Genomic DNA, 26577 nt, shown 5'->3' with positions numbered 1-26577 from the left:
ACGGGCCAGCGAGACGGGCCAGCGAGACGGGCCAGCGAGGTGGCCCAGTGATGCGGGCCGGTAAACGGGCCAGAGATTAAACGGCCAGCGACTCGGACCGGCGAAACAGGCCAATGGCGCGGGCCGACGGATCGAGCAGGAACCGGCCGAAAAACGGACCCGTGGTGCGGGTTGAGAAACCGGGCCGGAACGGGCCTGCGGACGGCCCGGCGCACCGGCCAGCGAGGATGAGACAGACGTGACAGACGTAGACAAGGATACAGACAAGGAAACAGCCCCCGCCTTCGACCTGGCCTTCCGGCCCGCGCATGGCGAGGCGGTGCCGGTGGCGGCGCAGGTCCAGCGCATCACCGTCAACAATCCCGGCCCCTTCACCTTCCACGGCACCAACAGCTATATCGTCGGCGACCGGTCTGTGGCGGTAATCGACCCCGGGCCGGAGGACGAGGCGCATTTCGCGGCACTGATGGCGGCGCTGAAGGGGCGTGAGGTGACGCATATCGCCGTCAGCCACACCCATCGCGACCATTCGCCGCTCTCCCGGCGACTGAAGGCGGAGACGGGGGCCGTGATCGTCGCCGAAGGGCCGCACCGCTCGGCACGGCCGCTGCACGCGGGCGAGACCAATCCCTTTGCCGAGAGCTCCGACATGGAGTTCGTGCCGGACATTGCACTTGCCCACGGCGAACGCGTCGAGGGCGACGGCTGGTCGCTGACGGCGCTCCTGACCCCCGGACACACCGCCAACCATGCGGCCTTTTCGCTGGGCGGTACCGGCATCCTGTTTTCGGCCGACCACGTGATGGCCTGGGCGACGACGATCGTGGCGCCGCCGGACGGATCCATGGCCGACTACATGGCGTCGCTGGAGACGCTGATGCAGCGCGACGACCGGCTCTATCTGCCCGGCCATGGCGGGCCGGTGACCGATCCGGCCTCGTTCCTGCGGGGACTGCGGATCCATCGCAAGATGCGCGAATATGCGGTAAAGGAGCGCATCCGCAGGGGCGACCGACAGATCGCCGACATGGTCAGGGTGATCTACAAGGATACCGACCCGCGCCTGCATGGCGCGGCCGCGCTGTCGGTGCTGGCGCATCTGGAGGATCTGGTCGAGCGCGGCGAGGTCGTCACCGACGGCCCGCCGATGCTGATGGGGATCTACCTGCCGGCCTGAGCGGCGCGTCCGTGACCGGCAGCGTCAGTTGCCCGCGATCCCCAGGAGTTGGGCGTCCAGCGCCTTCAGGTAGCGCTCGGCGAAAGCAGCGCCGAGGCCGAGGTCATGCGGGCCGTAGCGCGAGGCGACGCGCATGTCGACCAGTGCCGTCTCCTCCTCCTCGCGCAGGCGGATGGAGACGTCGAAGCGGAAGCCGAAGACCAGCGAACGCCATTCGCCCTGCAGCAGCACGTCGCTCGGCCCGCCGATCCGCGGCAGGAACCCCTCCTCCAGCGGCCGGGCGGAGGGGACCGGGACGACGGTGATCGCGCTCTCGCCGCCCGTGTCCCCGTCCGGCTTGACGGCGAGGTCCTCGAGATCGGAGATGACGTTCTCCAGCCCCGCCTCCCCGGTAAAGACGATGCCCTGTTCGTCTGCCACCTTGCGCACGCCCTCGAGCACACGATCGAGCGCGCCCTCGTAGCGCCGCCCGGTCAGTTCGGGATAGGCCGTCGCCTGGATCTCTCGGTCCTGCAGCGTCACCGGCGGACGCGCCAGAAAATCCTGATGGGCGACGGGCACCTTCAGCCATGGCGGCGAGGCGAACGGATCCGTCGTCACGTCATAGATCATCGGTCGGGTGAAATAGGCATAGGCCGCATAGCCGGCGACGCCGAGCGGCAGGGCTGCGAGAAGAAGGGCCACGAAGGCCGCCCTGCCACCGCGCGCGCCGACCCGCCAGAGGCGGATGAAGCCGATGCCGGAAAGGACCACCGCTAAGGCCGAAAGGGCAGCGCCGCTTCCCGCCAGCACCAGGAAATGCGGCGTCGTCAGCGGTCCGAAGCGATGGGAAAGGGCGGCGGCGAGGAAGACGACCAGCCCGACCCAGGCAAGGCGCCGCGCCCAATGGGCGGAATGGGAATAGGGTCGCTCATATCGAATGGCCATTGCCATCGGGCCGATCCTCGCTGCCAGTCTCGCGCCGGTCCCGCGGGGCCGGTTTCGCGCTCATGATTTCCTGCTGAGGATACGCGCACCGCACGCATCCTCAAATCCCGAATATCTGCAAGGAACCTTTCGGCTCCATCGACGTTCTGCTTACGGCCGGCCGGGTCGAACCGGCGTCCGGCGCAGTATTGCCGCGGATATTGATGGCAGGGATGGTCTCGTTTCGTCAATGCGGCCGCTGCACCCATAAGTGGAACATGACGCACAGGTCCCGTTTGTGCTTGTGTGCCGCAAAAATGACACGCTCCTTAACGATTTTTTCCTGGGGACAGATCAAACGGGCAAGCAATAGGGAGAGGTTTACCGATGTTGCAGACACCGACGACCGTTCAGGCGCAGCCCCTGGCACTGCCGCCACCATCTGACGATCCGGCCAATGCGCCGGCCGGCGAGCCGATCCCGGCCCTCGAACTGGTGGAACTGGAGCTCTCGCTCGATGGTTTCGCAGTGGAAGAGGGCGGCTTCTCCGAAGCGGTCCATCGCGCAGCGGGCACGCTCGGTGGCGAGTTTTTGTTCGACCTGCCGGCTTCCGGACTTGCGGAAGACTGCCAGCGCATCGCCGCCCTTCGCATTCCCGAGGCGAACGGCAAAGGACAGAAGATCGTCTTCGCCCTTCTCGACGGCAGCGCGATCCGGGTCGAGGATCCGGGCGAGCAAACCAGCGACCTGAAGAACTTCGCCTATTCCTTCGTGGGTGTGCTGGAACGCATGCGGCGATCGTTGCAGTAGCACACGGCACAACCTTGCAGCCGCCTTCGCGGCCCCTATATCTCCTTCATGACGAGGGCGGTCATCCGCCGCCATGGAGGTCCGAATGCGTGCGCCCATCCTTGTTTCGATGGCTGCGGCTGCCGGATTGCTTGCGGGCTGCCAGACGATAACCCCCGAGCAGCGGCGCGCGGCCGACGAGCGGCAATGCCTCGACTACGGCTTCAGGCGCGGCACCAGTGCCTTTGCCACCTGTCTCCAGCGCATCGACCTCAATCGCGACGCCGACCGCCGCGCCTTCCTCTATGGCGATGCCGGCTGGTCAGGCCCCGGGCCCTATCGTCGCTGGTACGGGCCCGGCTGGTAGGGTCAGCTTCTTAGCCCGTGATCGTCATCAGGCCTTGTTGCGTCCGATAAAGGCCGCCTGGGCGGCCGCCAGGCGGGCGATCGGCACGCGGAAGGGCGAGCAGGAGACATAGTCGAGCCCGGCTTCCTCGCAGAAGTGGATCGAGGCGGGGTCGCCGCCGTGCTCGCCGCAGATGCCGAGCTTGAGGTCGCCCCGGGTGCGGCGGCCGCGCTCGGCGGCAATCTGGATCAGCTCCCCCACCCCGTCGAAATCGAGCTGGACGAAGGGATCGCGCTCGACGATGCCCTTCTGCAGGTAGGTGGTGAGGAACTGCGAGGCGTCGTCGCGAGAGATGCCGAAGGTCGTCTGCGTCAGGTCGTTGGTGCCGAAGGAGAAGAACTCGGCCGATTCGGCGATCACGTGGGCGCGAAGGGCCGCGCGCGGCAGCTCGATCATGGTGCCGACCAGATACTCGATCTCGACGCCGGCTTCGGCGATCACCTCCTTCGCCACCGCATCGATGCGGGCCTTGACGTAGTCTAGCTCGCTCTTGAGGCCGACGAGCGGTACCATGATCTCAGGCACGACGGCGGCACCCGTATCCCTTGCCGCCTGGCAGGCGGCCTCGAAGATGGCGCGGGCCTGCATCTCGGCGATCTCGGGATAGGAGATGGCAAGGCGACAGCCGCGATGGCCGAGCATGGGATTGAACTCGTGCAGCGCATCGACCCGCTGGCGCAGTTCGGCCGGGTCGAAGGCGAGGCTGGCTGCGACCTCGGCGATCTCCTCGTCGGTCTTGGGCAGGAACTCGTGCAGCGGCGGATCGAGCAGGCGGATCGTCACGGGAAGCCCATGCATGATCTCGAACAGCTCGACGAAATCCGAGCGCTGCATCGGCAGGAGCTTGGCCAGTGCCGTGCGCCGGCCCGTCTCGTCGCCGGCCAGGATCATCTCGCGCATCACGTTGATGCGCCCGTCCTCGAAGAACATGTGCTCGGTGCGGCAGAGCCCGATCCCCTCGGCGCCGAACGAGCGCGCGGCGCGGGCATCGGCGGGCGTTTCGGCATTGGTGCGCACCTTCATCCGGCGGGTCGCATCGGCCCATTCCATGATGCGGCCGAAATCGCCGGAAAGCTCCGGCTGCAGCATGGGGATCGCCCCTTTCAGCACCTGGCCGGAGCCTCCGTCGATGGTGATGACGTCGCCCTTCTTCAGGGTCGCCCCCTGCGCGATCAGGAGTTCGTTGCGCAGGTCTACGCGCAGGGTTCCCGCGCCGGAGACGCAAGGGATGCCCATGCCGCGGGCGACGACGGCGGCGTGGCTCGTCATGCCGCCGCGGGTGGTCAGGATGCCTTCAGCGGCATGCATGCCGTGGATGTCCTCCGGGCTCGTCTCGACCCGCACCAGGATCACCTTGCGGCCCTCCTCCTGCGCGTGGACGGCCTCTTCGGAGGTGAAGACGATCTCGCCGGTGGCGGCCCCGGGCGAGGCCGGAAGGCCGGCGCCGATCACCTCGCGGCGCGCGCGCGGATCGATCGTCGGATGCAGGAGCTGGTCGAGCGATGCGGGATCGATGCGGGCGACGGCCTGCTCCTTGCTGATCAGCCCCTCCTCCGCCATATCGACGGCCATCTTCAGGGCGGCCTTGGCCGTGCGCTTGCCGGAGCGCGTCTGCAGCATCCACAGCTTGCCGCGCTCGATCGTGAACTCGAGGTCCTGCATGTCGCGGTAGTGGCGCTCGAGCCTGGTGCAGATATCGGTGAACTCGGCGAAGGCCTCGGGCATCAGCTTTTCCAGCGAGGGTCGGTCGGAGCCCGACGCGATGCGGGCGCCTTCGGTGATGTTCTGCGGCGTGCGGATGCCGGCGACGACGTCTTCCCCCTGCGCGTTGACCAGGAACTCGCCATAGAGCGCGTTGTCGCCGGTCGACGGATTGCGGGTGAAGGCGACGCCGGTGGCGGACGAATTGCCGAGGTTGCCGAACACCATGGCCTGCACGTTGACAGCCGTGCCCCATTCGGCGGGGATATTGTGCAGGGTGCGGTAGGTGACGGCGCGCGCGTTCATCCAACTCGAGAAGACCGCGCCGATCGCGCCCCACAGCTGGACCTCGGGGTCCTGCGGAAAGCTTTCGCCCAGTTCTTCGGCGATCGCTTCCTTGTAGCGGGCGATGACATGCTGCCATTCCATGGCGGAAAGTTCTGTATCCTGCTCGTGGCCGAAGCGGGCCTTCTCGTCTTCCAGGATCTCCTCGAACACCTCGTGGTCAAGCCCCATGACGACATCGCCATACATCTGGATGAAGCGGCGGTAGCTGTCCCAGGCGAAACGGGCGTCGCCGGCGTCGTGGCCAAGCGCCTGGACGGTCTCGTCGGTGAGGCCGAGATTGAGGACGGTGTCCATCATGCCCGGCATGGAGGCGCGGGCGCCGGAACGGACGGAGAGAAGCAGCGGCCGCTCGTTGTGGCCGAAGGTGCGCCCGGTGACCTCCTCCATCCGGCGCAGGCCGGCGCGAACCTCGTTCTTCAGGCTGTCGGGAATGGTCCGGCTGTTTGCGTAATAGTGGGCGCAGGCATCGGTGACGATGGTGAGGCCGGGCGGAACCGGCAGGCCGAGATTGCACATCTCGGCAAGATTGGCGCCCTTCCCTCCCAGGAGATCGCGACCGGCAGCACTCCCCTCGGCGCTTCCCCCGCCGAAGGTATAGACCCACTTCTGCATTGCTGTTCTCCACCCGAAACAGTCTATTGTGACAGATTTACAGCATATGGCACGGATTGGGAACGGAGCGGAAGGCAGAAAATGCTGCGCTGCACCATTACCCGACGAAGGTCGAAGCCGGGGGCGGATCGGGCAGACGGCCGGCCACCGCGCGGCCACAGGCCAGGGCCGGCCGCGGCACCCGCGTTCCCGTCAGTTCTCCTGGACCGACACGCCGTCCTTGCCGATCTGGATCTCGACCCCTTCCGGCTTCTTTTCCTCCTGGTAGGCATAGTAGGAAAAGCCGGCGACGACGACGACAAGCGCGCCGATGATCATGTAGAGAGCGTTGCGGTTCATTCATATCCCCTTCGAGTTCGGCCAGAACGGCTGGCGCGAAGAGAATGCGACAGGCGGATTTTGGTTCCGCTCAGGTGTCAAAAAAGGCCGGACGGAAGTTCTGGCAGCTCGCCGAAGATCCAATTGCCGATTGTATCGGTTTTTGATAATTTTGGATAAACGGAGATTGGTGGTCATGCCGTCGAGCTACAACATCGGCTCACACTACGAGTCCATGGTGCGCGCACTTGTCGAAAGCGGTCGTTATACGAGCGCGAGTGAGGTCGTTCGCGACAGCTTGCGTCTGCTGGAAGAGCGCGAGGAGCAGCGAGAGGCGAAGCTGATCGCGCTGCGCGAGGAAATTCGCAAGGGCATCGAAAGCGGGCCGGGCATATCGGCAGAAGACGTCCTCGACCGCCTGCAGGAAAAATATCGCGGCCAGGGGCGCGGTTGATGCCAGTCGTCCTGTCCGCGGAAGCCGCGTGGGACATCGAGGAGATCGGCGACTACATCCATGCCAGGAACCCACGGGCAGCTCTTCGTTTCATTTCAGAACTGAGGCTCCGTCTGGCGAAGATTTCCGATGCACCGCGCGGCGGCGCCCGGCGGCCGGAGCTCTGGGAAGGACTTCGGTCGATCCCGTTTCATCGATACGTGATCTTCTACAGCGTCACTTCGAGTGACGACGTGCGCATCGAGCGCGTCCTGCACGGATCTCGCGACATTGACACGCTGCTTGGCGGCCACGGGGAAGAGTCCTGACAACGCGCAAGCTACCGCGCGCCTCTCCTCACACCGCCTCCCGCAGTTGCTCGGCCGTCTGCAGGTCCACGGAGACGAGCTGGGAGACGCCCTGTTCGGCCATGGTGACGCCGAACAGGCGGTTCATGCGGGCCATGGTGATGGGGTTGTGGGTGATGATGACGAAGCGGGTCTCCGTCGAGGCCGCCATCTCGTCCATCAGGTTGCAGTAGCGCTCGACATTGTGGTCGTCGAGCGGCGCGTCCACTTCGTCCAGCACGCAGATCGGCGCCGGATTGGTGAGGAAGACGGCGAAGATCAGCGCCATCGCCGTCAGCGCCTGCTCGCCGCCGGAGAGCAGCGTCATCGTCTGCGGCTTCTTGCCCGGCGGCCGGGCCAAGATTTCGAGCCCGGCGTCGAGCGGGTCCTCGCTCTCGATCAGCTGCAGCTCCGCAGTCCCCCCGCCGAAAAGATGGGTGAAGAGCCGCTGGAACTGGGCGTTGACCACGTCGAAGGCGGCCAGCAGACGCTCGCGGCCCTCGCGGTTCAGGCTCTGAATCGCCGAACGCAGCTTGCGGATCGCCTCGACGATGTCCTCGCGCTCGGTGACGATCGCCTGCAGCTTCTCCGACAGCTCCTTCTGCTCCTCTTCCGCGCGCAGGTTCACCGCCCCCAGCCGCTCGCGCTCGACCTTCAGGCGGTCGAGCTCCAGCTCGGTGTCGCGCGGATCGGGCAGCGGCCGGTCGGCGGGATGCTCGGCGAGCTTCAGTGCCTCGTGCGGCGCACAATGCAGCGCCGCGCGGATGCGAGCTTCACCGTCGAGACGGCGCTCGCGCGCGGACACCAGGCGCTCCTCCGTGCGGCCCCGCTGCTCGCGGCATTCGGCCAGCTGCGAAAGCGCCGTCACCGCCAGGCGGTCGGCCTCGCGCTGGCCGTTCTCGGCTTCCTGCAGCCGGTCGGCGGCATGCCGGCGGGCCTCCTCGGCGCGGGCAAGCTCGCTCATCAGCGCGCGGCGCCGGTCCTCGATCTCTTCCGGCGCCTCGGCGATGCGCTCCGCCTCGTCCTGCGCCTCGTCCTCGCGCTCGCGCAGCGAGGCGATATGGCGCTCGGCATTGGCGGCGCGGCTGCGCCAGGTCTCGCGTTCGTTTGCGATCGCCGCCAGCCGGCGCTGCCGCTCGGCCATCTCGCGGGCAAGCCCGTCGTGGAAGGCGCGCGCCTCGGCAAGGGCGGCGCGATCGGAGGCGACGGCCGCTGCCTGCTGGGAGAGACGAAGATCGAGCGCGGCGATGTCGGGCGCATCCTCGAGGGCTGCGCGCGCTTCCTCAAGCTGATCGCCTGCCTCCTCCAACTGGGCTTCGAGCTGCGCCCTCGTCTCGCCGAGCACGGCGCGGCGGCGGATCAGTTCGCCTGACGCCCGCTCGGCGGCGTCGAGGGCGTCGCGCGCCTCGGCAAGCATGCGAACTGCAAGCCGCTGCGCCTCGCGGCCGTCCTGCTGGACCTGGGCGGCAACGTGGATCGCGGCACCGGCATTGGCGAGCCGCACCTCGGCGGTCGCAAGGGCTGCGCGCGCCTCGCCCAGTTCGCCTTCCAGTTCGCGCAGGCGGTTCTTCTGCGCCAGCCGCAGGGCGGCAGCACTTGGCGCATCGGCACCGGCGACGTGCCCGTCCCAGCGGAACACGGCCCCCTCGCGGGTGACCAGCCGCTGGCCGGGCTTGAGGCTCGCAAGCAGAGAGAGCGCCGTCGCCTCGTCCGCCACGACGCCGATCTGGCGCAGGCGGCGGGTCAGCACGTCCGGCGCGCGGACATGAGCGAGAAGCGGCACTGTTCCGTCGGGCAGCGGCGCATCGGCCGCGCCGTCGCCGACAAGGCGCCAGTGGGCTGCGGCGGCGGTATCGGCGGGCGAATCCAGATCGTCGCCGAGGGCGGCGCCGAGTGCCGTCTCGAAGCCCTTGTCGACCTGCACGTCCTCGACGACTGGCGAGAACGAACCGCCGGCGGCCCCCGCTTCCAGCATCCGGCGGATCGTGCGCATCTCGGTCTCGATCGCATTGACCTGGCCGCGGGCGGTCTCGACCGGGCCGCGGGTCTCCACCTCGGCCGCGCGCGCCTCCTCCAGCGCCTCCTCGGCCTCGGCCAGCCGCTCGCCGGCCTCTTCCAGCGCCGCCTCGGCCGACTGCACGTCCTCGCGCTTGCGTTCGGGATCCGGCAGGGCAGCAATGCGCTCGTCGATGGCGGAAATCTCGGCTTCGAGGCTCGAAAACTGCTGGGCGAGCCGCGCCTGACGGTCCGCGAGGTCGCGGATGGTCTTTTCCAGCTGGTTGCGGACGGCCTGTGCCTCGGCGCGCTCGGCGGTGACCTCGCCCAGCACCTGCTCGCTTCCGGACAGGCGCCCCGCCGCCTCGTCCATCGCTTCCCGGGCGGCAGCGGCGCGGTCGTCGGCCTCGCCGAGGATGTCGCCGATCTCCTGCTCTTCCTCGGCAAGCCGCTCCAGCGCCTGTGCGTTGTCGGCGACCATCGCCTCCTCGCGGGCGATGTCCTCGGAAAGCTGCGCCAGCCTGCGGGCCAGTTCGTCGCGGCGGCGCAGCAGGCGACCGGCGTCCTCCTCCAGCTGCGCGCGAGCGATCTGCAGGCGTTGGAGCGCGGCTGCGAGCTTCGCCTCGTTCTCGCGCAGTTCCGGCAGCTTCAGGCTTGCGACCGCCTGCGCCTTGGCCGCCTCCATCTGCGCCTGCGCCCGCTCGGCCACGAGCGAGGTCGCCTGGTTCAGCTGGCTTTCGGCCTCGCCTTCGGCCTCCTTGGCCTGCGCCCAGCGGATGTGCAGAAGCATCGCCTCATGGCGGCGGATGTCGGCCGACAGCATCTTGAAGCGGTTCGCCTGGCGCGACTGGCGCTTGAGGCTGTCGATCTGGCTTTCGAGCTGCGAGGTGACGTCGTCGAGACGCTCCAGATTGGTCTCGGCGGCGCGCAGGCGCAGCTCGGCCTCGTGGCGGCGTGAATGCAGGCCGGAAATGCCGGCGGCCTCTTCCAGCAACTGCCGGCGGGCCTGGGGCTTGGCCTGGATCAACTCGCCGATGCGCCCCTGCCCGACCATGGAGGGCGAGCGCGCGCCGGTGGAGGCGTCGGCGAAGAGAAGCTGCACGTCCTTGGCGCGCGCCTCCTTGCCGTTGATGCGGTAGACCGAGCCCTGCTCGCGCTCAATGCGGCGGGAGACCTGGATCTCGTCGGCATCGTTGAAAGCGGCGGGCGCGGTGCGGTCGAAGTTTTCGAGGTAAAGGCCGACCTCGGCGGTGTTGCGCGCCGGGCGATTGCCGGAGCCGGAGAAGATCACGTCGTCCATGCCCGACGCGCGCATGTTCTTGTAGGAGTTCTCCCCCATCACCCAGCGCAGCGCCTCGACAAGGTTCGACTTGCCGCAGCCGTTCGGCCCGACGACGCCGGTCAATCCTCGCTCGATGACGAATTCGGTCGGCTCGACGAAGCTCTTGAAGCCCTGCAGGCGGAGCTTGGTGAATTTCATCGGTTTCGGCCCCTCTTCTCCCCGACGGGGAGAAGATGGCCCGAAGGGCCGGATGAGGGGGAAGCCGCGGACCGTGAAGCCCCCCTCATCGCCTCGCTTCGCTCCGGCACTTCTCCCCGTGGGGGAGAAGTGACTTGCGGCACTATGGACGCACGAAATCCCCCGCCGCCCGCGTCGCGGCCGGGATCAAAGCTTGCTGTCGATGAGGGCCGACATGACGGCAACCGACATTTCTCCGGAGTAGCGCTGGCCGTTGACGATGAAGGTCGGCGTGGCCGCGATGCCGAATTCCTTGGCGCCGCGCTCGCGGACCGCGTTCACATCATCGAGAAGTTTCTGGTTCGTCAAGCAGGCTTCGAAGCTCTGCTGTGTAAAACCGGCCAGCTTCGACATTTGCAGCAGCGCTTCGCGGCCGTTTTCCGCCGCAGCCCACTGTTCCTGCTGCTTGAACAGCATGGAGACCATCGGGAAATACTGCTCCGGCGGGGCGCAGCGGGCGAGCATGAAGGCGGCTGCCGCGCGCGGGTCGAAGGGGAACTCGCGCAGGATGAAGCGCACCTGGCCGCTGTCGACATACTTGGCCTTGATCGCGTCGAAGGTCTCGTTGTGGAACTTGGCGCAGTGCGGGCAGGTCATCGACATGTATTCGACGATCGTCACCGGCGCATTGGCTTCACCGATTGCCATTTCCGGCAGCGGGCCGGGCTCCAGCACCTTGGCCATGTCGACGTCGCCCTCGGAGGGCGGAACTTCCGCGCTTGCCGGGGTGGACTGGGTCGTCCCGGCCGACGGCGCGGTCTGGGCTGACTCGGTCTGGGCGGTCTCGGTGGTCGCAGCCGGAGCGGCGGCGGGGGTCGAAGCGACATCGGCGCCGGCGGCCGGAGCGGGCTGCGTCGCAGCGCTCTCGGTGGTCGCCTGGTTCTCAGGAGCCGCGGCGGTCTCCTTCTTCTCATCGCTGCATGCGGCGAGCGTGACGGCAAGCGCAGCAACGGCGACGCCTCCCAGAAGGCGCTTGAACGGGCTCATTGCGGAAAGGGACATGGTCTCTCCTGTAGGGGACAAGTAAAAATGCTTCGTTCGCCGGGATATACCGGCTTTTCAAACCGGACAAGCTGCGCCAACACCATGACCTTCAAAGAATTGTGACCTTGTGATGGTGCCGCTCAGGGGCGCTTGGACCCCTTTTGGCCGAGGACTGCGGTGCCGAGCCGTTTCAGCGCCGCTTTCAGCGCGTCGCCCTCGATCCCCTCCACCAGTGCGTCCAGATGACGCGCCGCCTCGCCGGTGAGCGGCCGCGGCGGGCGCCGGCGCCTTGCGGGCGGCGTCACCGGCTTCTGCACGATCCGGATCTGGCGGATCGCCGGGAAGCCGAAGAAGCCGTTGATGCGCTGGATGAGCTCGCCCTGCTGATGCGACAGGAACAGCGCGCGCGAGCCCTCGCAGGCGATCGTCAGCGTGCCGGGCTGGTGGCCGCCGTCCTCGCCGGCCATCTCCGACACCCGGCGCGGCCAGGCGATCTTCTCCGGCCGGCTGCAATCGGCAAAGGCGCTGCCGGCGATCTCGTCCCAGGATCCGAGCAGCATGGTGTTGATGCCGGCGCGCCTGGCAAGCACGGGATCGATCAGGCGGTTGGCGACCTCGCTGATCTGCTGGGCACCCTTGCGGGCGGGTCGGGAATTCACGGCAGGTACTCCAGCGGAAAATATTCCTCGGCAGGCGAAATTTGCCTTGAAGAAATAGCGTTGCTTCGCCAGTTATACGCTTCCTTATCGCGTCCAGGCAAACTGATGACGAAATCACCCGCCGCCGCAGACCAGACCGGAAAGATCGTCGCCTGGTACGACCGGCACCATCGCGACCTGCCCTGGCGCATCTCGCCGCCGATGGCCGCGCGCGGCATCCGGCCGGATCCCTACAAGGTCTGGCTTTCGGAGGTGATGCTGCAGCAGACGACCGTGCAGGCGGTGAAATCCTACTTCACGCTCTTCACCGCCAAATGGCCGACGGTCACAGGCCTTGCCGAGGCGGAGACGGAAGAGGTGATGAAGGCCTGGGCCGGGCTCGGCTACTATGCGCGAGCGCGCAACCTGAAGAAATGCGCCGAAGCCGTCGCATATTCGCATGGCGGGCGCTTCCCCGATACGGAGGAGGGCCTGAAGGCCTTGCCCGGCATCGGCGACTATACGGCGGCCGCCATCGCCGCCATCGCCTTCGACCGGCCGGCGGCCGTGCTCGACGGCAATGTCGAGCGCGTCATCTCGCGGCTGAACGCCGTCGATGCTCCACTGCCCGGCTCCAAGCCGCTGATGCGCGCCCTCGTCGCCAGGATGACGCCGACCGCGCGGCCGGGGGACTTCGCCCAGGCGATGATGGATCTCGGCGCCACGATCTGCACGCCGAAGCGGCCGGCCTGCGCGCTCTGTCCGGTCAACGAGTCCTGCGCAGCACTTGCGAGCGACGATCCGGAGCGCTTTCCGGTGAAGGCGGGCAAGAAGGAAAGGCCTGTCCGGTTGGGCGCCGCCTTCGTTGCTATCGACGAGACGGGGGCTGTGTTCTTGCGCAAGCGACCCGGCCACGGGCTGCTCGGCGGCATGACCGAGGTGCCGAACACCGACTGGACGGCAAGGCAGGACGGCGACACCGGCACGGATACCGCGCCCTTCGACGGCAAGTGGCACGACTGCGGGACGGTCGTCCACGTGTTCACGCATTTCGAGTTGCGCCTCACGGTCTTCCGTTCCAGGGTCAGCCGCACGACCGCTGCAGGACAGGGTGTCGGACCGGGATGGTGGGAACCCGAGGAAAGCCTTGCGGGAGAGGCGCTGCCCAGCGTCATGAAGAAAGCAATCAAGCAGGCTATTCCGGACGCGTTCCAGCCGCGGCCCCGCGCAATAGAGCCGATGCAATCGAGAGGGTAAGCATCCCATGACCATCGAAATCCACCACATCGTCTTCGACATCGGTCGGGTGCTGATCCATTACGACCCCCACATCCCGTTCAGCCGGCTGATCCCCGACGATGCGGAGCGCAACTGGTTCTTCGCCAATGTCTGCACGCACGACTGGAACCTGGAACAGGACCGCGGCCGGACATGGGAAGACGCCGAAGCGCTGCTGATCAGGGACTATCCCGAGCACGAGGAAAACATCCGCGCCTTCCGCAAGCTCTGGCAGGAGATGGTCTCGCACGCCTATGTCGAGAGCGTCGCGATCATGGAGACGCTGGTGTCCGATGGCCGCGACGTCACCATGCTGACCAATTTCGCCGCCGACACCTTCAAGGAGGCGCGCAAGCTCTACCCCTTCCTCGACCTGCCGCGCGGGGTGACGGTTTCGGGCGAGATCGGCCTGATCAAGCCGGACGTCGCCATCTACGAGCGGCATGCGCGCGACTTCGGCCTGGAACCTCAACACACGCTCTTCATCGACGATGCGGAGAAGAACGTCGAGGGCGCCCGGGCCGCCGGCTGGAACGCCGTGCACTTCAAGGATGGCGAGAAGCTGAAGAGCGACCTCGCCGCGCACGGCATCACGCTCTGATCATGTCACCTGAAAACCCGACTATGACAAACCCGGCCATGACAAAAAACGCCCGGGGCCGTTGCCGGTCCCGGGCGTTTTCGTCTCTCCGGGACTGAAGGTACGAAACCGGAAAGACGGAAGCTCTGTCTGTCTGCTGTCGACCTTAGGCCCGGATGGTTAACCGCCGCTGAACGCCGGCCGCCAAACCGGGTATTCTCCGAATATTCGTAAAGACTTACATTCCTGCGCCCAAGGGAGCAGGAGCTGAGCTACGTACCGCAGCAGGGACAGGATGTGAAACTTGGAGAGAAGACGCGCGAGCGGCGTCTCGAGGAAGCGGCTTCCGGCTGAAATTCAGCAGCGGGAGCGATTGTTGGGACGAACGATGTTCATCTGCAGTTCGTGGGCGGAAGCATAGCGGCCGAGTATCTTGATCAGCCTTTGCTCTTCCCTCCGGCTGACGCCGGCCTTGCGGCAGTATTCAGTAACCTCCCAGACACGCTTTGCCTGTTCCGGATCGAGGTTTCCGATTTCGATATGCCTCATGATCGCCTCCCGCTTTACACGTTATGAATGCAATCCGACGCCCCGGGTTCCACCGGTCTCTTGATTATTGTTGGTGGCCCTCATTTCCTCCCGGCATGTGCGAGGGCATTGTGCCCACACAGTCGAGGCTTTGTCCATGTCTACCCGCGGGCGAATGCGCCCGAACGGTTCGCGCGGACGAATAGCCGCAAGCCTCATCCGTGCCGGATCCTTCCGCGAGATCCGGGGACCGAAACTGCCGCGACCTCCGGCGCAGGGAACGCCGAAGGCCACGACAGGAGGTATGTCTTTGCCGATCCGCTTTCGCGCCCGGCTCAGCCTTCGAGCTTGGCCATGTCGCTGCGGATGACGGAACGGAGCGCGTCGATCGGCTTCAGTTCGCTGCCCTCGGCATAGTGCCAGAAGGTCCAGCCGTTGCACGCATCCAGCCCCTGCACCCTGGCGCCGACGCGGTGGATCGAGCCGCCATCCGCACCGGACGCAATGGTGCCGTCGGCGCGCACGATGGCGCTGTGGCGGCGGCGTGCATCCGTCAATACCGTGCCAGGCGCGATCAGCCCGCTTTCAACCAGCGTGTTGAAGGCGACGCGCGGCTCGGCCTTCTTGCCGCTCAGGACGGTCAGCGTCTGGTTGCCGAGCGGCTGGACCGCGGCGATGCGGGCAAGGGCTGCATCGATATAGTCCTGCTCGCGCTCGATGCCGACGAAGTGGCGACCGAGGCGCTTGGCGACGGCGCCGGTGGTGCCGGAGCCGAAGAAAGGATCGAGCACGACGTCGCCGGGCTTCGTCGAGGCCATGATGACGCGGGCGAGCAGCGCCTCCGGCTTCTGCGTCGGATGCACCTTCTTGCCGTCGGCGCCCTTCAGGCGTTCGCCGCCCGAGCAGATAGGAAACAGCCAGTCGGAGCGCATCTGCACGTCGTCGTTGGCAGCCTTCATGGCGTCGTAGTTGAAGGTGTAGCCCTTGGCCTTGGCGTCGCGGCTCGCCCAGATCATCGTCTCGTGCGCGTTCTGGAAGCGGCGACCCTTGAAGTTCGGCATCGGATTGGTCTTGCGCCAGACGACGTCGTTGAGGATCCAGAAGTTGAGATCCTGCAGCGTGGCGCCGACGCGGAAGATGTTGTGGTAGGAGCCGATCACCCAGATGGTGCCGTTCGGCTTGAGCACGCGGCGGCAGGCGAGCAGCCAGGCGCGGGTGAAGGCGTCGTAGGCCTCGAAGGAGGCGAACTGGTCCCATTCGTCGTCGACGGCATCGACGAGGCTCTGGTCGGGCCTATGGAGCGTGCCGCCGAGCTGGAGGTTGTAGGGCGGATCGGCGAAAATGACGTCCACCGACTGGTCCGGCAGGGCGTCCAGGGCTGCGACGCAGTCGCCGCGGATGATCGTGTCCAGCCAGCCATTGGGACGGACCGAACGGGCTTCTGCAAGCGAAAGAACATGGGACATCGGATACTCGCTGATACGCTTACTAGGATACGAATTGGGCTCTCCCTTATGGTTACCGAAGTTGGTTACCGAAGGGTGAAGGCAGAGCGCGCAGCTTGCGAAATAATCGTCGAATGGAAAATGGACGGCCGATGCGGTAAAAGACGGACATGAGGAAGAGCGAGGCGATCGAACGGCTGATGAAGAACGAGGACGCCATCCGCGCCCTCGGAGCCACCTCGCTCTATCTCTTCGGCTCGGTGGCGCGCGACGAGGCCGGACAGGAAAGCGACGTCGATCTTTTCATCGACTACGATGTTGAGCGGAGGTTCTCCCTCGTCGATCTCGCCAGCATCAAGCTTTTCCTGGAGGACGAGCTTGCGACCGGAGTGGACGTGACGACGCGCGACAGCCTGCATCCGAGGCTGAAGGACAAGATCGAAACCTCGGCGATACGTGTCTTCTGATGGCGCACGATATCGAAGTGATCCTGACCGAGATGCTGGAGACGATCGCACTGATCGAGACCGCGCTCGCAGGAGGACGCGTGAAGATTTTGGCAAGGACGACATTCTCCGGCTCGCGGTCCAGCGCGCCATCGAGATCATTTCCGAAGCGAGCAGGCACATCCCCGATGCGATGCTCCGGCAGGCGCCGGGCATTCCGTGGCGGTCCATCCGCGGCATGGGCAATATCCTGCGTCACGAGTACCACCGCATCGCCGACGACGTGATATGGAATGTCGCGGCACATGACCTGCCTGCCCTCAAGAAGGCGCTTCTCGCCCTTCGGGCATCCATCGGCGGGCCCCAGTAACCTCACCTCTTACGCAGCATCGTGCACCGTCCGGCTATCCTCCGGCGCCTCGTCGCGCTCGAACATGCCGTAGTCGCGCAGCACCTTGACCACCCGCAGGCGATAGTCGGCGAAGACGCCGTCCCGGCCGGCCTTCTGGGCTGTGCGGTGGTCGGCGCCGTTGCGCCAGGCTGTGACCGCGGCCTCGTCGCGCCAGAAGGACAAGGACAGGATCTTGCCCGGCACCGACAGGCTCTCGAAGCGCTCGATCGAGACGAAGCCGTCGATCTCCTGCAGTTGCGCGACAAGGCCGGCGGCGAGGTTCAGATAGACGTCGCGGCGGCCGGGTGCCGGTGCGACCTCGAAGATGACGGCGATCATCGTTGCACCCGATCGGCATGCGGCGTCGAGACGTTCTTCAGGAAGATGCGGTCCTCCTTGAGGATGAAGCGCTCGCGGCGGGCGAACGCGTAGTTCTCCGCACCCAGCGGATCGGCGGCGAGCCGGGCGCGATAGGCCTCGTAGGCGGCGAGGCTTTCGATGGTGTAGACGCCGTAGGCGGCCGTAGCCGAGCCCTCGTGCGGGGCGAAATAGCCGATCAGGCCGGCGCCGTTGCGCGGGATGGCCTCGCCCCAGTTGCGGGCGTAGGTGGCAAATTCCTCCTTCTTGAACGGGTCGATCTCGTAGCGGATGAAGCAGGTGATCATCGGTGCGTCCTTTTCTGTTTCGATGACCGCAGGATGGCATGTTGCGCGACGACAATGCTTCGGTTACGATCGAAGTATGAAAGAAGGACCGGACATAGCGCAGATCGGCGCGCTCATCGGCGACCCTGCCCGCGCCAACATGCTGACCGTGCTGATGGGCGGCCGGGCGCTGACGGCGACGGAGCTTGCGGGGGCCGCCGGCATCACCCTTTCGACGGCGAGTTCGCATCTTGCGAAGCTGGAAGCGGGCGGCCTCGTCAGCCAGCGCAAGCAGGGACGGCATCGCTACTTCGCGCTCGCCGACGACGAGGTCGGGCTGATGCTGGAGGGGCTGATGGGCTTTGCCGCCCATCGCGGTTTCCTGCGCGCCCGGCCCGGCCCGAAGGACCCGGCGCTGCGCAAGGCGCGCGTCTGCTACAACCACCTTGCCGGCGACTTCGGCGTGCGCATGCTCGACCGGCTGGTCGCCGACGGGCATGTCTCAGTCGACGGCGACGATGCGGCGCTGACTGCCGAGGGCGAAGCGAAGATGGCCGGGATCGGCATAGACGTCACCGGGCTCCGGAGCCAGCGGCGGCCGGTCTGCCGCACCTGCCTCGACTGGAGTGAACGGCGTTCGCACCTTGCCGGCTCACTCGGCGAGGCGCTGCTTTCGCGCTTCATCGAGACGGGCTGGGCGCGGCGCAGCGAAGACAGCCGCGCAATCCATTTCACGCCCAAGGGCGAGCGGCAGTTCCTCGATCTGTTCCCGCTGCCGGAGCGCCGCTGAGCACGGCGTCACTATCAAAAGCCGAATCGAATTCGAGGCTTGGCGCGCGATCCTCACATTTCGATTCTCCCTCTTGCGGCAGCGCGTGAAGGCACTGCAGCGAAACTTCAACAGCCTTCGCCGGTGGCCGGTGCCCTGCCCACGAGGACGCCGGGAAAGCCGTGGGCTGAGACGCGCGAGCAGAGATCGCTCCACTCGCAGCCGCCACAGGCTGTGCGCAGATCGCCACTGCCGAAGGCGGAGCGCAGGCGCTCCAGCAGCGCCTCGTCCGGCACGATGGTCGTGCCTGCGGCGACCGCGGTGCTTGTCAGGGCGGACACGGCTTCCGCGGCCTGCCGGTCGCGCCCGGCGACGCTTTCGTCGTGGCAATGGGTATCGCCGTCCAGCAGCGGCGCGCAGATATCGTCCGGCCCCTCGACGACAAGGATTGTCTCGCCCGCCGAAAGCCGGCGGGCGATCGCCCTGTAGTTGTCGACGAAGGCGGGGCTGTAGCCCTTGCCGACGAAGGTCAACATGCAGAGCAGGTGATGGGCGCGGAGCCGGACAGTCACGGTGCTGCGGAGGTCAGGACAGGTCGCGCACGGGGCGGGGTGCGACGGCCTTCAGCACGGCGGCTGCGAGCGCGGACTTCAGCAGCGCGCCGAGCACGAAGGGGACGACGCCCAGCATCAGCGCCTTCTCCAGGCCGATCAGCGTCGCGAGCCATGCGCCGCCTAGCGCCAGGCAGAAGATGTTGGCGGCGAAATGCGCCGCGAAGCTCGGAACGATCCGGCTGCCCGTCCAGCCACGCTCGGCCAGCCAGCCGACCAGCGCCGCCATCAGCGGGAAGGAGACGAGATAGCCCGCGGTCGGCCCGGCGAAATGGGCGATGCCCCCTGTCCCGCCTGCAAGCACCGGCAGGCCGGCCATGCCCTCGCCGAGCCAGGCCAGCACGGTGAGCGTGCCGAGCCGCCAGCCATAAAGCGCACCGATCATGGTGACGGCGAAGGTCTGCATCGTGATCGGCACCGGCACCATCGGCACGCTGATGCGCGAGGCGAGCGCCAGCGCCAGCGTGCCGGCCAGCACGAAGGCGATGCGCATCGGGGCGGAACGCGCATTAAGGCGCAAGGGATCGAAACCGGACGGGCCGGCGGCAGCGAGTTGGAACATCAAAATCCTCCTGGCGAGATTTATAGATAACCGGAATAATTATCTATAATTCCTACGCTAGGTCGAAATCCGTTGAACCGTCAAGCAGCTGACAGAGGGTGCTGATGCGACTCACGCAGGCGGAACCTGCACGTCCGCCCTGAAAAACAGGCCTTTCGTGGCGTGAAAAAAATTATAGATAATTCACAAGTTACGCGCCCGGCCGTTGGGACGGCCGCCCATCAGCCGACGATCGAGAAGATCTCGCGGGTCTCGCCGGTGGCGTTGCGCACGGGCGTGCGGCCGATCCACTGCACGTGTCGGCCGAGGATCGAGACGGCCTCCTCGCCGTTGCCGTCCCTGAGCGCTGCGAGGATTGCGCGATGATCGTGGTCGGTGCGCGGCTGCCAGCTCGATTGCCAGGCGGAAAACAGGAAGCGGGCGCTGGCGGCATGCAGGTCGTCGATCGAGGCCATAAGGCGCGGCATGGCGCAGGGCTCCAGGATCAGGCGGTGGAAGGCCCGGTTGGCCGCCTCCCAGGCGCGGACGTCGCGCGCGGCATCGGCCGCCGTGGTCGCCTCGGCCGCCCGCTCCAGGATGGCCGGCGTCAGGTTGGCAATGGCGTGGCGCAACGCCAGCACCTCGAGCGCCGCGCGCATCTCGGCCACTTCGCGCACCTCGCGCAGGTCGAAGGCGGCGACGCGCACGCCGCGGCGCGGTTCGCTGACGGCGAGCCCCTGCGCCTCCAGCCGCCGGAACGCCTCGCGGACCGGGACATGGCTGGCGCCGAACTCTTCGGCCAGATGATCCTGGCGCAGCCGCGCGCCGGGCGGCAGCGCGCCGGAGATGATCCGCTCGGCGAGAACGCGGCTGATGCGGCTTGCGATCGTGTCGTCTTGGCTGTTCGTCATGCGTTACTGATAGAAGGCTCGACCAACCCTGTCGAGCGCGCCGATGTTTGCGGCAAACCGGCAGTCGATGTTGAGCTTTGCGGCCGCATCGTATAAATGCCTCCGCATATCCATTTTGCGCCGCATCGCGGTCGCGCCGGCTTCGTGCCCCTCCCGATAGGACAGTTTCCATGGAAGGTTTCGACCTCATCATTTTCGATTGCGACGGCGTTCTCGTCGATTCCGAGATCATCGCGGCGGAGGTCGAATCCCGCTTGCTGACCGAGGCCGGCTATCCGATCGGCGTCGAGGAGATGGGCGAGCGCTTCGCGGGCATGACCTGGCACAACATCCTGCTCACCATCGAACGCGAGGCCTCCATCCCGCTTTCGGCGACGCTGCTCGACAAGTCGGAGAAACTGCTCGACGCGCGGCTGGCCAACGAGGTCAAGGTCATCGAGGGCGTGAAATTCGCCCTGTCGCGGCTGCGTCGCCCCTATTGCATCTGCTCGAATTCCGCCTCGCACCGGCTGGACCTGATGCTGACGCGGGTCGGGCTGAAGGAGGTCTTTGCGCCGCACATCTACTCGGCCAAGGACCTCGGCCCCGACCGGGTGAAGCCGAAGCCGGACATCTTCCTGCATGGCGCCAAGCAGTTCGACGCCGATCCGGCCCGCACGCTGGTGATCGAGGATTCCGTGCACGGCATCCATGGCGCGCGCGCCGCCGGCATGCGCGTCGTCGGCTTCACCGGCGCCTCGCACACCTATCCCTCGCATGCCGACCGGCTGACCGATGCCGGCGCGGAGACGGTGATTTCGCGCATGAGCGATCTGCCGGAGGTGATTGCGGCGCTGGCGGAATGGCAGGAAGCGATGTGAGCGAGTAGCGAAAGTTACCGCAGGCTGCAAAAGCCGTCAGACCCGAAATGGCATTCCGGGACAGCGGAGCTAAGCTGCCAGGGACGCTTCCATGAAGACGAGATGGTTGCGCAGTTCGGGAGGCGCTTCATAGTAGGGAGTGATCTCCATAAATCCGAGAGAGCGATAGAGGCGCAGGGCCTCGTCGTGATTGCGCCCGGTGTCCAGCCGCATGGTGGTGTAGCCTCGCTCGGCAGCCACGCGCACGAGGGTCTCGGCGAGGCGGCGGCCCAGCCCCAAGCCCCGGCCCTCAGGGCCGATGAACATGCGCTTCATCTCACATGTGTGTTTGTCGATCCGCTGCATCATCACACAGCCGACCACCTTTCCGTCCAGGCGGGCAACAAGGATCTCCCCATCCGGGGCCGCGTGGATCCTCGGCAGGCTATTCAGGAGTGAGGCCCATTGCTCCGGCGTGTAGTAGCGGTCGACGAACCAGGCGTTCTCGCCATAGCGCGACCGGCACCAGTCGAGAAAGCCGTTGCACAAGGCTCGAATGGCAGGGAAGTCGTCAGGTCCGGCTGGGCCAATCTGCGAGTTCTGTTCCACCTCTGCGCCCCGCTCACGATTCAGCGTCGGCATCGCGGTGACGCTTCCCGCGTTTTATCGACGCCCCAGAAGCACCCCGCGGTCGAGTCGGGCTCAAGCAATCGTCGCGTGGGAAATCGGATTTGTCCCCGCCCAGCGCGAATGCTCAAACGATAATGAACTGTAATCGAAGCAGGTCTTGCTGACAATCTGACTGCGGCCTTTCGATCAGCACGCTGCCCGGCAAGCGCCAGAACACGTCCGATCTATCGGCCACTCGCCGTTCCCTGTTCGCCACGTCCCCTCACTGCGTATTGTACGGCCCCTCGTCGAAGCCGACGTAGATCTTGGAGAAGCTGCCGGCGCCACCGGGGAGGACGACTTGTGCGTCGGTGAAGACGTATTGCGCCGTGCCTTCCGGCGGGATCGTGACGCTGAACTTGCTGAGGTTGGAATAGAGCGTCTTGTCGCCGTCGGTGGCGGCAACGCGGATCGGCAGGGCGACGGCACCGGCCGCACCTGCGGGACCGGAGACGACGCGGCCTTGCGCCATGACGGTGACGGTCAGGTTGCTCTCGTTCTGCACGCACTGGCGCGTGGTGGCGGACAGCGTCGCCTGGAAGAGCAGCTTTTCCGGATCGTCCTTCGCGCCGCGGGCATAGGCCCGGTGCACGGCGGTGCCTTCGCGCAGGTAGACCTGCGGGCAGGCGCCCTGGATGACCGACGGCTGCTGCGAGGCCTGCTGGCCCGTGCCCCCCGCGACGCCCATCTCGCCCGGCTTGTCGGTCTGGCTGCACCCTGCGGCGATGGCGAGTAGAGAGATGCCGAGAAGGCGGCGTGTCTTACCAATCACGTGTGTCTCACCCCTGCATTCGGACTTCTGGCGCCCGCTACAACTTATAAAAAACGGGCCTTTCTCGACCCTCGCGGATGCTCTATAGCAGCGGTGCGGCAAAAAATCGATTGTCCAAAACCGGCCTTCCACTTTTTGCTGCATCGGCCCGCATGCAGGATTTCCCCCGGAGATACATGCGACGGAAGAAGGCTTTCGGGCGAGCGGCTTTGCCATCGTCCGCCGCAACGGGAACCGTGCATGCCGCCCGGTTCGGATATGTCCAGGGGACGCGGCAGGAACCGCGACCGAATTGAAGGATGTTTCGTGACCGCCGTTCTGTACAGCCCGGCCCCGCTGCCCGCCATGTCCGCCCTCCGGAAGCCTGCCCACGGCGGGCCTGTCGCTCACTTTCAGGGATGATCACGTGAAGTACATTTCGACGCGGGGCGAGGCCCCTACCCTCGGCTTCTGCGATGCGCTGCTGGCTGGGCTTGCAAGCGACGGTGGGCTCTATGTGCCGAAGGAATGGCCCTCGTTCTCGAAGAAGCAGATCAGGGCGATGCGCGGCATGAGCTACCAGGAGGTCGCCTTCACCGTGCTCTCGCCCTTTGTCGGCGGCGAGATCGCAGAGCCGACGCTCAAGGCGATGATCGCCGAGGCCTACGCCACCTTCCGTCATCCGGCCGTGGCGCCGCTGATCCAGACCGGATCAAACGACTTCATCCTCGAACTTTTCCATGGCACCACGCTCGCCTTCAAGGACGTGGCGATGCAGTTGCTGGCGCGGCTGATGGACCATGTTCTGGCCGAGCGCGGCCAGCGCGCGACGATCGTCGGCGCCACCTCCGGCGATACCGGCGGCGCCGCCATCGACGCCTTTGCCGGACGCGAGCGCACCGACATCTTCATCCTCTTCCCGCATGAAAAGGTCTCGCCGGTGCAGCAGCGGCAGATGACCACGTCGAGCGCAGGCAACGTGCATGCGGTCGCGGTGAAGGGCAATTTCGACGACTGCCAGAACCTCGTCAAGGCGATGTTCAACGACAAGGCCTTCCGCGAGGAGATGCAGCTTTCGGGCGTCAACTCGATCAACTGGGCGCGCATCATGGCCCAGATCGTCTACTTTTTCACGAGTGCGGTCGCGCTCGGCGCGCCGGACCGGAAGATCTCGTTCACGGTGCCGACCGGCAATTTCGGCGACATATTCGCCGGCTTCGTCGCCAAGCGCATGGGCCTTCCGGTCGACCGGCTGGTGATCGCCACCAACGACAACGACATCCTGGCGCGCACGCTCAAGACCGGGCGCTACGAGATGCGCGGCGTCGTCGCCACCACCTCGCCGTCGATGGACATCCAGATCTCGTCGAACTTCGAGCGGCTGCTGTTCGAGGCCCATGGCCGCGATCCGCAGGCGATCCGCAGGCAGATGGAAGGGCTCAAGCAATCGGGCGCCTTCGAGATCGGCGAGAAGGTGTTGAAGGCGATCCGCAAGGAGTTCCGCGCCGGCCGCGCAACGCAGAAGCAGGTCGCCGCGACGATCGCCGAAACACTTGAAAAGACCGGTTATCTGCTCGATCCGCACACGGCGACCGGCGTCTTCGTGGCGGCGAAGAACGCCCGCACGGCGAGCCCGATGGTCACGCTTTCGACCGCCCATCCGGCCAAATTCCCCGCCGCGGTAAAATCGGCCAGCGGTATTGACCCGGCGCTTCCGTCGTGGCTTGCTGGCATGATGCAAAGGGAGGAGCGGTTCGAAATCCTGGATCCGGAACTGGATACCGTTGAAGCCTTCATCGGCAGACACTCCCGAATTCGGGGCTAGCGATCGCGGAAAGTCGTAACATGAAAGTTGAGTGCACCAGGCTGCCGTCAGGTCTGACGGTCGTCACCGAGACCATGCCGCATCTGGAGAGCGTAGCCCTCGGCGTGTGGATCAAGTCCGGTTCCCGAAACGAGACCACCGACGAGCATGGCATCGCCCACCTGCTCGAGCACATGGCCTTCAAGGGGACGGCGCGCCGCACCGCCCGCGAGATCGCCGAGGAGATCGAGAACGTGGGCGGCGAGGTCAATGCCGCCACCTCCACCGAGACGACCTCCTACTACGCCCGCGTGCTCAAGGACCATGTGCCGCTCGCGACCGACATCCTCGCTGACATCCTGACGGAATCGGAATTCGACGAGGAGGAGCTCTCCCGGGAAAAGCACGTCATCCTGCAGGAGATCGGGGCGGCCAACGACACACCGGACGACGTCATCTTCGACAAGTTCTCCGAGGTCGCCTACCGCGACCAGACGATCGGCCGGGCAATCCTCGGGACGCCCGAGACGGTGCTCTCCTTCCAGCCGGGGCAGATCCGCAACTATCTCGGCCGCAACTACACCACCGACCGCATGTTCGTGGTCGCCGCCGGCGCGGTCGATCACGACAGCTTTGTCCGCGACGTGGAGAAGCGCTTCTCCTCGCTGCCGCAGACGCCCTCGGCGCCGCCGGTCTACGACGCCGCCAGCTATACGGGCGGCGACGTGCGCGAGACGCGCGACCTGATGGACGCGCAGGTGCTGCTCGGCTTCGAGGGCAAGGCCTATCATGCGCGCGACTTCTACTGTTCGCAGATCCTGGCGAACGTCCTCGGCGGCGGCATGTCCTCGCGGCTGTTCCAGGAAGTGCGCGAGCATCGCGGCCTTTGTTATTCCGTCTATGCCTTCCACTGGGGCTTTTCCGACACCGGCATCTTCGGCATCCATGCGGCGACCGGCGGCGAGAACCTGCCGGAACTCGTGCCGGTGATCATCGAGGAACTGCGCAAGTCGGCCGACCGGATCGACCAGCAGGAGATCGACCGGGCACGCGCCCAGATCCGCGCACAGCTCTTGATGGGCCAGGAGAGCCCGGCGGCCCGCGCCGGCCAGATCGCACGGCAGATGATGCTCTACGGCAGGCCGATCCCGAACGACGAACTGATGGAACGCCTCGCCGGTATCACCGTCGACCGGCTGACGGACCTCGCCGGCCGGCTGTTCTTCGACACCCGCCCCACCCTTTCGGCCATCGGCCCGCTGGAGCAGCTTGCCTCCGCAAGCGACATCATCGGTTCGCTGACCCGCGGCGCGGCGCCGCAGCGCGCTGCAAGCTGAAGCGCGGCCTCCGGGTAAGCCTTTGCCGGCGACTGCCGGCAGCAAGACCAAAAGAGGGCCGCCGTGGATCGTTCCGCGGCGGTCTTTCGTTTCATGGGTCGGCGCCGGCCAACAAGGGGCGCGCGCAACATCCGGTTTGACGGGATCGCCGGCATTGTCCTACTGTTAACCGCAAGGCGGCGCGGTCGGCGCAACGGAGAAGAATGCATGGCACGGTCGGTCTTTCGGTTCCTGTCGCGGCAGTCCGACACCGTGGCGCTCGAGAGCGAAACGCATCTTTTGCGCCTTCCGCGATTTGCCGATTATCGCCAGTGGTATCCGCTTCGCTCCGAAAGCAGGCGCTTCCTCGAGCCCTGGGAGCCGACCTGGCGCAACGATGAGCTTACCGAGAGTTCCTTCCGCGCCCGCGTCGTGCGCAACGAACAAGAGTTCGCCAGCGGCCAGGCGCTGCCGCTGTTTCTCTTCCTCAAGGCCGAGCAACAGTTGCTGGGCGGCCTGACGATCGGCTACATCCGCAGGGGCGCCTCGCAATGCTGTATGGTGGGCTACTGGATGGGCGAGCGCCATGCCGGCTGTGGCCACATGCTTTCCGCCCTGAAACTGGCCATCCCCTATATCTTTGGCGAGCTTCAGTTGCACCGTATCGAGGCAGCCTGTATTCCTGACAACGAGCGGAGCATCCGCCTCCTTGAAAAGGCCGGCTTTCAGCGCGAAGGCTACCTCAGGGAATATCTGAAGATAAACGGGGAGTGGCGCGACCACGTGATGTATTCGCTGCTGGCAGGGGACAGGGTCCAGCCGCGAATCCAGGCCGCGCCGGAGAGCGGGCTGCTGGACCCGCAGACGACAGGAAATTAACG

At 66.2% G+C, this 26577-nt stretch carries 29 protein-coding genes; 14 read left to right on the top strand and 15 right to left on the bottom strand.

The features are described 5' to 3' along the window. Positions 1–238: 238 nt before the first annotated feature. Positions 239–1177: an MBL fold metallo-hydrolase gene (locus GGQ64_RS05440; RefSeq protein ID WP_183800231.1), complete on the top strand. Its 939-nt coding sequence runs from the start codon at positions 239–241 to the stop codon at positions 1175–1177. 24 nt (positions 1178–1201) lie between these two features. Here GGQ64_RS05440 and GGQ64_RS05435 read toward each other — a convergent pair whose 3' ends face one another. Next, complete coding sequence (locus GGQ64_RS05435; RefSeq protein ID WP_183800887.1) at positions 1202–2104, bottom strand: DUF1499 domain-containing protein; 903 nt, start codon at positions 2102–2104, stop codon at positions 1202–1204. A 366-nt stretch (positions 2105–2470) separates the two neighbouring features. On the opposite strand from GGQ64_RS05435, the gene GGQ64_RS05430 reads away from it, so the two are divergent. After that, positions 2471–2893: a hypothetical protein gene (locus GGQ64_RS05430; RefSeq protein WP_246422358.1), complete on the top strand. Its 423-nt coding sequence runs from the start codon at positions 2471–2473 to the stop codon at positions 2891–2893. Positions 2894–2978: 85 nt separating this feature from the next. Then, the gene (locus tag GGQ64_RS05425; protein ID WP_246422357.1) at positions 2979–3239 is read left to right on the top strand and encodes a hypothetical protein; all 261 of its coding nucleotides are present in this window, start codon (positions 2979–2981) and stop codon (positions 3237–3239) included. Between the two features lie 27 nt (positions 3240–3266). On the opposite strand, the gene ppdK is transcribed toward GGQ64_RS05425, so the two are convergent. Next, positions 3267–5939 carry a pyruvate, phosphate dikinase gene (ppdK, locus tag GGQ64_RS05420; RefSeq protein ID WP_183800225.1) on the bottom strand — a complete coding sequence of 891 codons (2673 nt, stop codon included), beginning with the start codon at positions 5937–5939 and terminating at the stop codon, positions 3267–3269. A gap of 192 nt (positions 5940–6131) precedes the next feature. Then, positions 6132–6278 carry a hypothetical protein gene (locus GGQ64_RS05415; RefSeq protein WP_183800223.1) on the bottom strand — a complete coding sequence of 49 codons (147 nt, stop codon included), beginning with the start codon at positions 6276–6278 and terminating at the stop codon, positions 6132–6134. Between the two features lie 175 nt (positions 6279–6453). On the opposite strand from GGQ64_RS05415, the gene GGQ64_RS05410 reads away from it, so the two are divergent. Together GGQ64_RS05410 and GGQ64_RS05405 are read left to right on the top strand one after the other, a co-directional pair. Next, positions 6454–6711, top strand: a complete 258-nt coding sequence (locus GGQ64_RS05410; protein ID WP_183800220.1) for a type II toxin-antitoxin system ParD family antitoxin — start codon at positions 6454–6456, stop codon at positions 6709–6711. Beyond that, positions 6711–7019: a type II toxin-antitoxin system RelE/ParE family toxin gene (locus GGQ64_RS05405; protein ID WP_183800217.1), complete on the top strand. Its 309-nt coding sequence runs from the start codon at positions 6711–6713 to the stop codon at positions 7017–7019. The genes GGQ64_RS05410 and GGQ64_RS05405 overlap by 1 nt, the downstream gene beginning before the upstream one ends. 28 nt (positions 7020–7047) lie before the next feature. Here the strand turns inward: GGQ64_RS05405 and GGQ64_RS05400 are convergent, their stop codons facing one another. From GGQ64_RS05400 to GGQ64_RS05390, 3 genes are all read right to left on the bottom strand, one after another. Beyond that, positions 7048–10512, bottom strand: coding sequence for a chromosome segregation SMC family protein (locus GGQ64_RS05400; protein WP_183800214.1), 3465 nt, complete (start codon positions 10510–10512; stop codon positions 7048–7050). A gap of 186 nt (positions 10513–10698) precedes the next feature. Beyond that, on the bottom strand, positions 10699–11553 hold the full coding sequence (locus tag GGQ64_RS05395) for a DsbA family protein (protein ID WP_183800211.1): 855 nt from the start codon (positions 11551–11553) through the stop codon (positions 10699–10701). Positions 11554–11675: 122 nt separating this feature from the next. Continuing rightward, a complete protein-coding gene (locus tag GGQ64_RS05390; protein ID WP_183800208.1) occupies positions 11676–12194 on the bottom strand; it encodes a DciA family protein in 519 nt (172 codons plus the stop codon). 102 nt (positions 12195–12296) lie between these two features. Here GGQ64_RS05390 and mutY point away from each other — a divergent pair, with 102 nt between their 5' ends. Further along, entirely contained in the window at positions 12297–13430 is a 1134-nt protein-coding gene (gene mutY / locus GGQ64_RS05385; protein WP_425488494.1) for an A/G-specific adenine glycosylase, read from the top strand. A gap of 7 nt (positions 13431–13437) precedes the next feature. Next, complete coding sequence (locus GGQ64_RS05380) at positions 13438–14052, top strand: HAD family hydrolase (RefSeq protein WP_183800201.1); 615 nt, start codon at positions 13438–13440, stop codon at positions 14050–14052. 336 nt (positions 14053–14388) lie between these two features. Here the strand turns inward: GGQ64_RS05380 and GGQ64_RS05375 are convergent, their stop codons facing one another. Beyond that, the gene (locus tag GGQ64_RS05375; RefSeq protein WP_183800198.1) at positions 14389–14580 is read right to left on the bottom strand and encodes a hypothetical protein; all 192 of its coding nucleotides are present in this window, start codon (positions 14578–14580) and stop codon (positions 14389–14391) included. A gap of 314 nt (positions 14581–14894) precedes the next feature. Continuing rightward, on the bottom strand, positions 14895–16025 hold the full coding sequence (locus GGQ64_RS05370) for a site-specific DNA-methyltransferase (protein ID WP_183800195.1): 1131 nt from the start codon (positions 16023–16025) through the stop codon (positions 14895–14897). Positions 16026–16174: 149 nt separating this feature from the next. On the opposite strand from GGQ64_RS05370, the gene GGQ64_RS05365 reads away from it, so the two are divergent. After that, positions 16175–16471, top strand: coding sequence for a nucleotidyltransferase family protein (locus GGQ64_RS05365; protein ID WP_183800192.1), 297 nt, complete (start codon positions 16175–16177; stop codon positions 16469–16471). Then, a complete protein-coding gene (locus tag GGQ64_RS28180; RefSeq protein WP_343059419.1) occupies positions 16461–16820 on the top strand; it encodes a HepT-like ribonuclease domain-containing protein in 360 nt (119 codons plus the stop codon). The genes GGQ64_RS05365 and GGQ64_RS28180 overlap by 11 nt, the downstream gene beginning before the upstream one ends. A 9-nt stretch (positions 16821–16829) precedes the next feature. On the opposite strand, the gene GGQ64_RS05355 is transcribed toward GGQ64_RS28180, so the two are convergent. Both GGQ64_RS05355 and GGQ64_RS05350 read right to left on the bottom strand, forming a co-directional pair. Continuing rightward, positions 16830–17180, bottom strand: a complete 351-nt coding sequence (locus GGQ64_RS05355; RefSeq protein ID WP_183800189.1) for an antibiotic biosynthesis monooxygenase family protein — start codon at positions 17178–17180, stop codon at positions 16830–16832. After that, the gene (locus GGQ64_RS05350; protein ID WP_183800186.1) at positions 17177–17506 is read right to left on the bottom strand and encodes an NIPSNAP family protein; all 330 of its coding nucleotides are present in this window, start codon (positions 17504–17506) and stop codon (positions 17177–17179) included. The genes GGQ64_RS05355 and GGQ64_RS05350 overlap by 4 nt, the downstream gene beginning before the upstream one ends. Before the next feature lie 76 nt (positions 17507–17582). Between GGQ64_RS05350 and GGQ64_RS05345 the strand changes: the two genes are divergently transcribed. Further along, the gene (locus GGQ64_RS05345; RefSeq protein WP_183800183.1) at positions 17583–18275 is read left to right on the top strand and encodes an ArsR/SmtB family transcription factor; all 693 of its coding nucleotides are present in this window, start codon (positions 17583–17585) and stop codon (positions 18273–18275) included. A 107-nt stretch (positions 18276–18382) separates the two neighbouring features. On the opposite strand, the gene GGQ64_RS05340 is transcribed toward GGQ64_RS05345, so the two are convergent. From GGQ64_RS05340 to GGQ64_RS05330, 3 genes are all read right to left on the bottom strand, one after another. Then, positions 18383–18826, bottom strand: a complete 444-nt coding sequence (locus GGQ64_RS05340) for a DUF1284 domain-containing protein (RefSeq protein ID WP_183800180.1) — start codon at positions 18824–18826, stop codon at positions 18383–18385. Between the two features lie 13 nt (positions 18827–18839). Further along, positions 18840–19427: a biotin transporter BioY gene (locus GGQ64_RS05335; RefSeq protein WP_183800177.1), complete on the bottom strand. Its 588-nt coding sequence runs from the start codon at positions 19425–19427 to the stop codon at positions 18840–18842. 221 nt (positions 19428–19648) lie between these two features. Then, positions 19649–20317 carry a GntR family transcriptional regulator gene (locus GGQ64_RS05330; RefSeq protein WP_183800174.1) on the bottom strand — a complete coding sequence of 223 codons (669 nt, stop codon included), beginning with the start codon at positions 20315–20317 and terminating at the stop codon, positions 19649–19651. 170 nt (positions 20318–20487) lie between these two features. Between GGQ64_RS05330 and GGQ64_RS05325 the strand changes: the two genes are divergently transcribed. Continuing rightward, entirely contained in the window at positions 20488–21177 is a 690-nt protein-coding gene (locus GGQ64_RS05325) for an HAD family hydrolase (RefSeq protein ID WP_183800171.1), read from the top strand. Between the two features lie 69 nt (positions 21178–21246). Here GGQ64_RS05325 and GGQ64_RS05320 read toward each other — a convergent pair whose 3' ends face one another. After that, a complete protein-coding gene (locus GGQ64_RS05320; protein ID WP_210300151.1) occupies positions 21247–21798 on the bottom strand; it encodes a GNAT family N-acetyltransferase in 552 nt (183 codons plus the stop codon). A 250-nt stretch (positions 21799–22048) separates the two neighbouring features. Then, positions 22049–22597 carry a hypothetical protein gene (locus tag GGQ64_RS05315; protein ID WP_183800168.1) on the bottom strand — a complete coding sequence of 183 codons (549 nt, stop codon included), beginning with the start codon at positions 22595–22597 and terminating at the stop codon, positions 22049–22051. Positions 22598–23003: 406 nt separating this feature from the next. Here GGQ64_RS05315 and thrC point away from each other — a divergent pair, with 406 nt between their 5' ends. The 3 genes from thrC (at position 23004) to GGQ64_RS05300 (ending at position 26575) form a co-directional block, all read left to right on the top strand. Continuing rightward, positions 23004–24401 carry a threonine synthase gene (thrC, locus tag GGQ64_RS05310; protein WP_183800164.1) on the top strand — a complete coding sequence of 466 codons (1398 nt, stop codon included), beginning with the start codon at positions 23004–23006 and terminating at the stop codon, positions 24399–24401. A 20-nt stretch (positions 24402–24421) separates the two neighbouring features. Then, on the top strand, positions 24422–25717 hold the full coding sequence (locus tag GGQ64_RS05305; protein WP_183800161.1) for a M16 family metallopeptidase: 1296 nt from the start codon (positions 24422–24424) through the stop codon (positions 25715–25717). Positions 25718–25924: 207 nt separating this feature from the next. Continuing rightward, entirely contained in the window at positions 25925–26575 is a 651-nt protein-coding gene (locus tag GGQ64_RS05300; protein WP_183800878.1) for a GNAT family N-acetyltransferase, read from the top strand. Positions 26576–26577 lie beyond the last annotated feature (2 nt).

The organism is Mycoplana azooxidifex (assembly GCF_014196765.1).
GTDB lineage: Bacteria > Pseudomonadota > Alphaproteobacteria > Rhizobiales > Rhizobiaceae > Mycoplana > Mycoplana azooxidifex.
The sequence above is the reverse complement of the archived record's forward strand: the minus strand, read 5'-3'. Positions and strand labels throughout refer to the sequence as shown.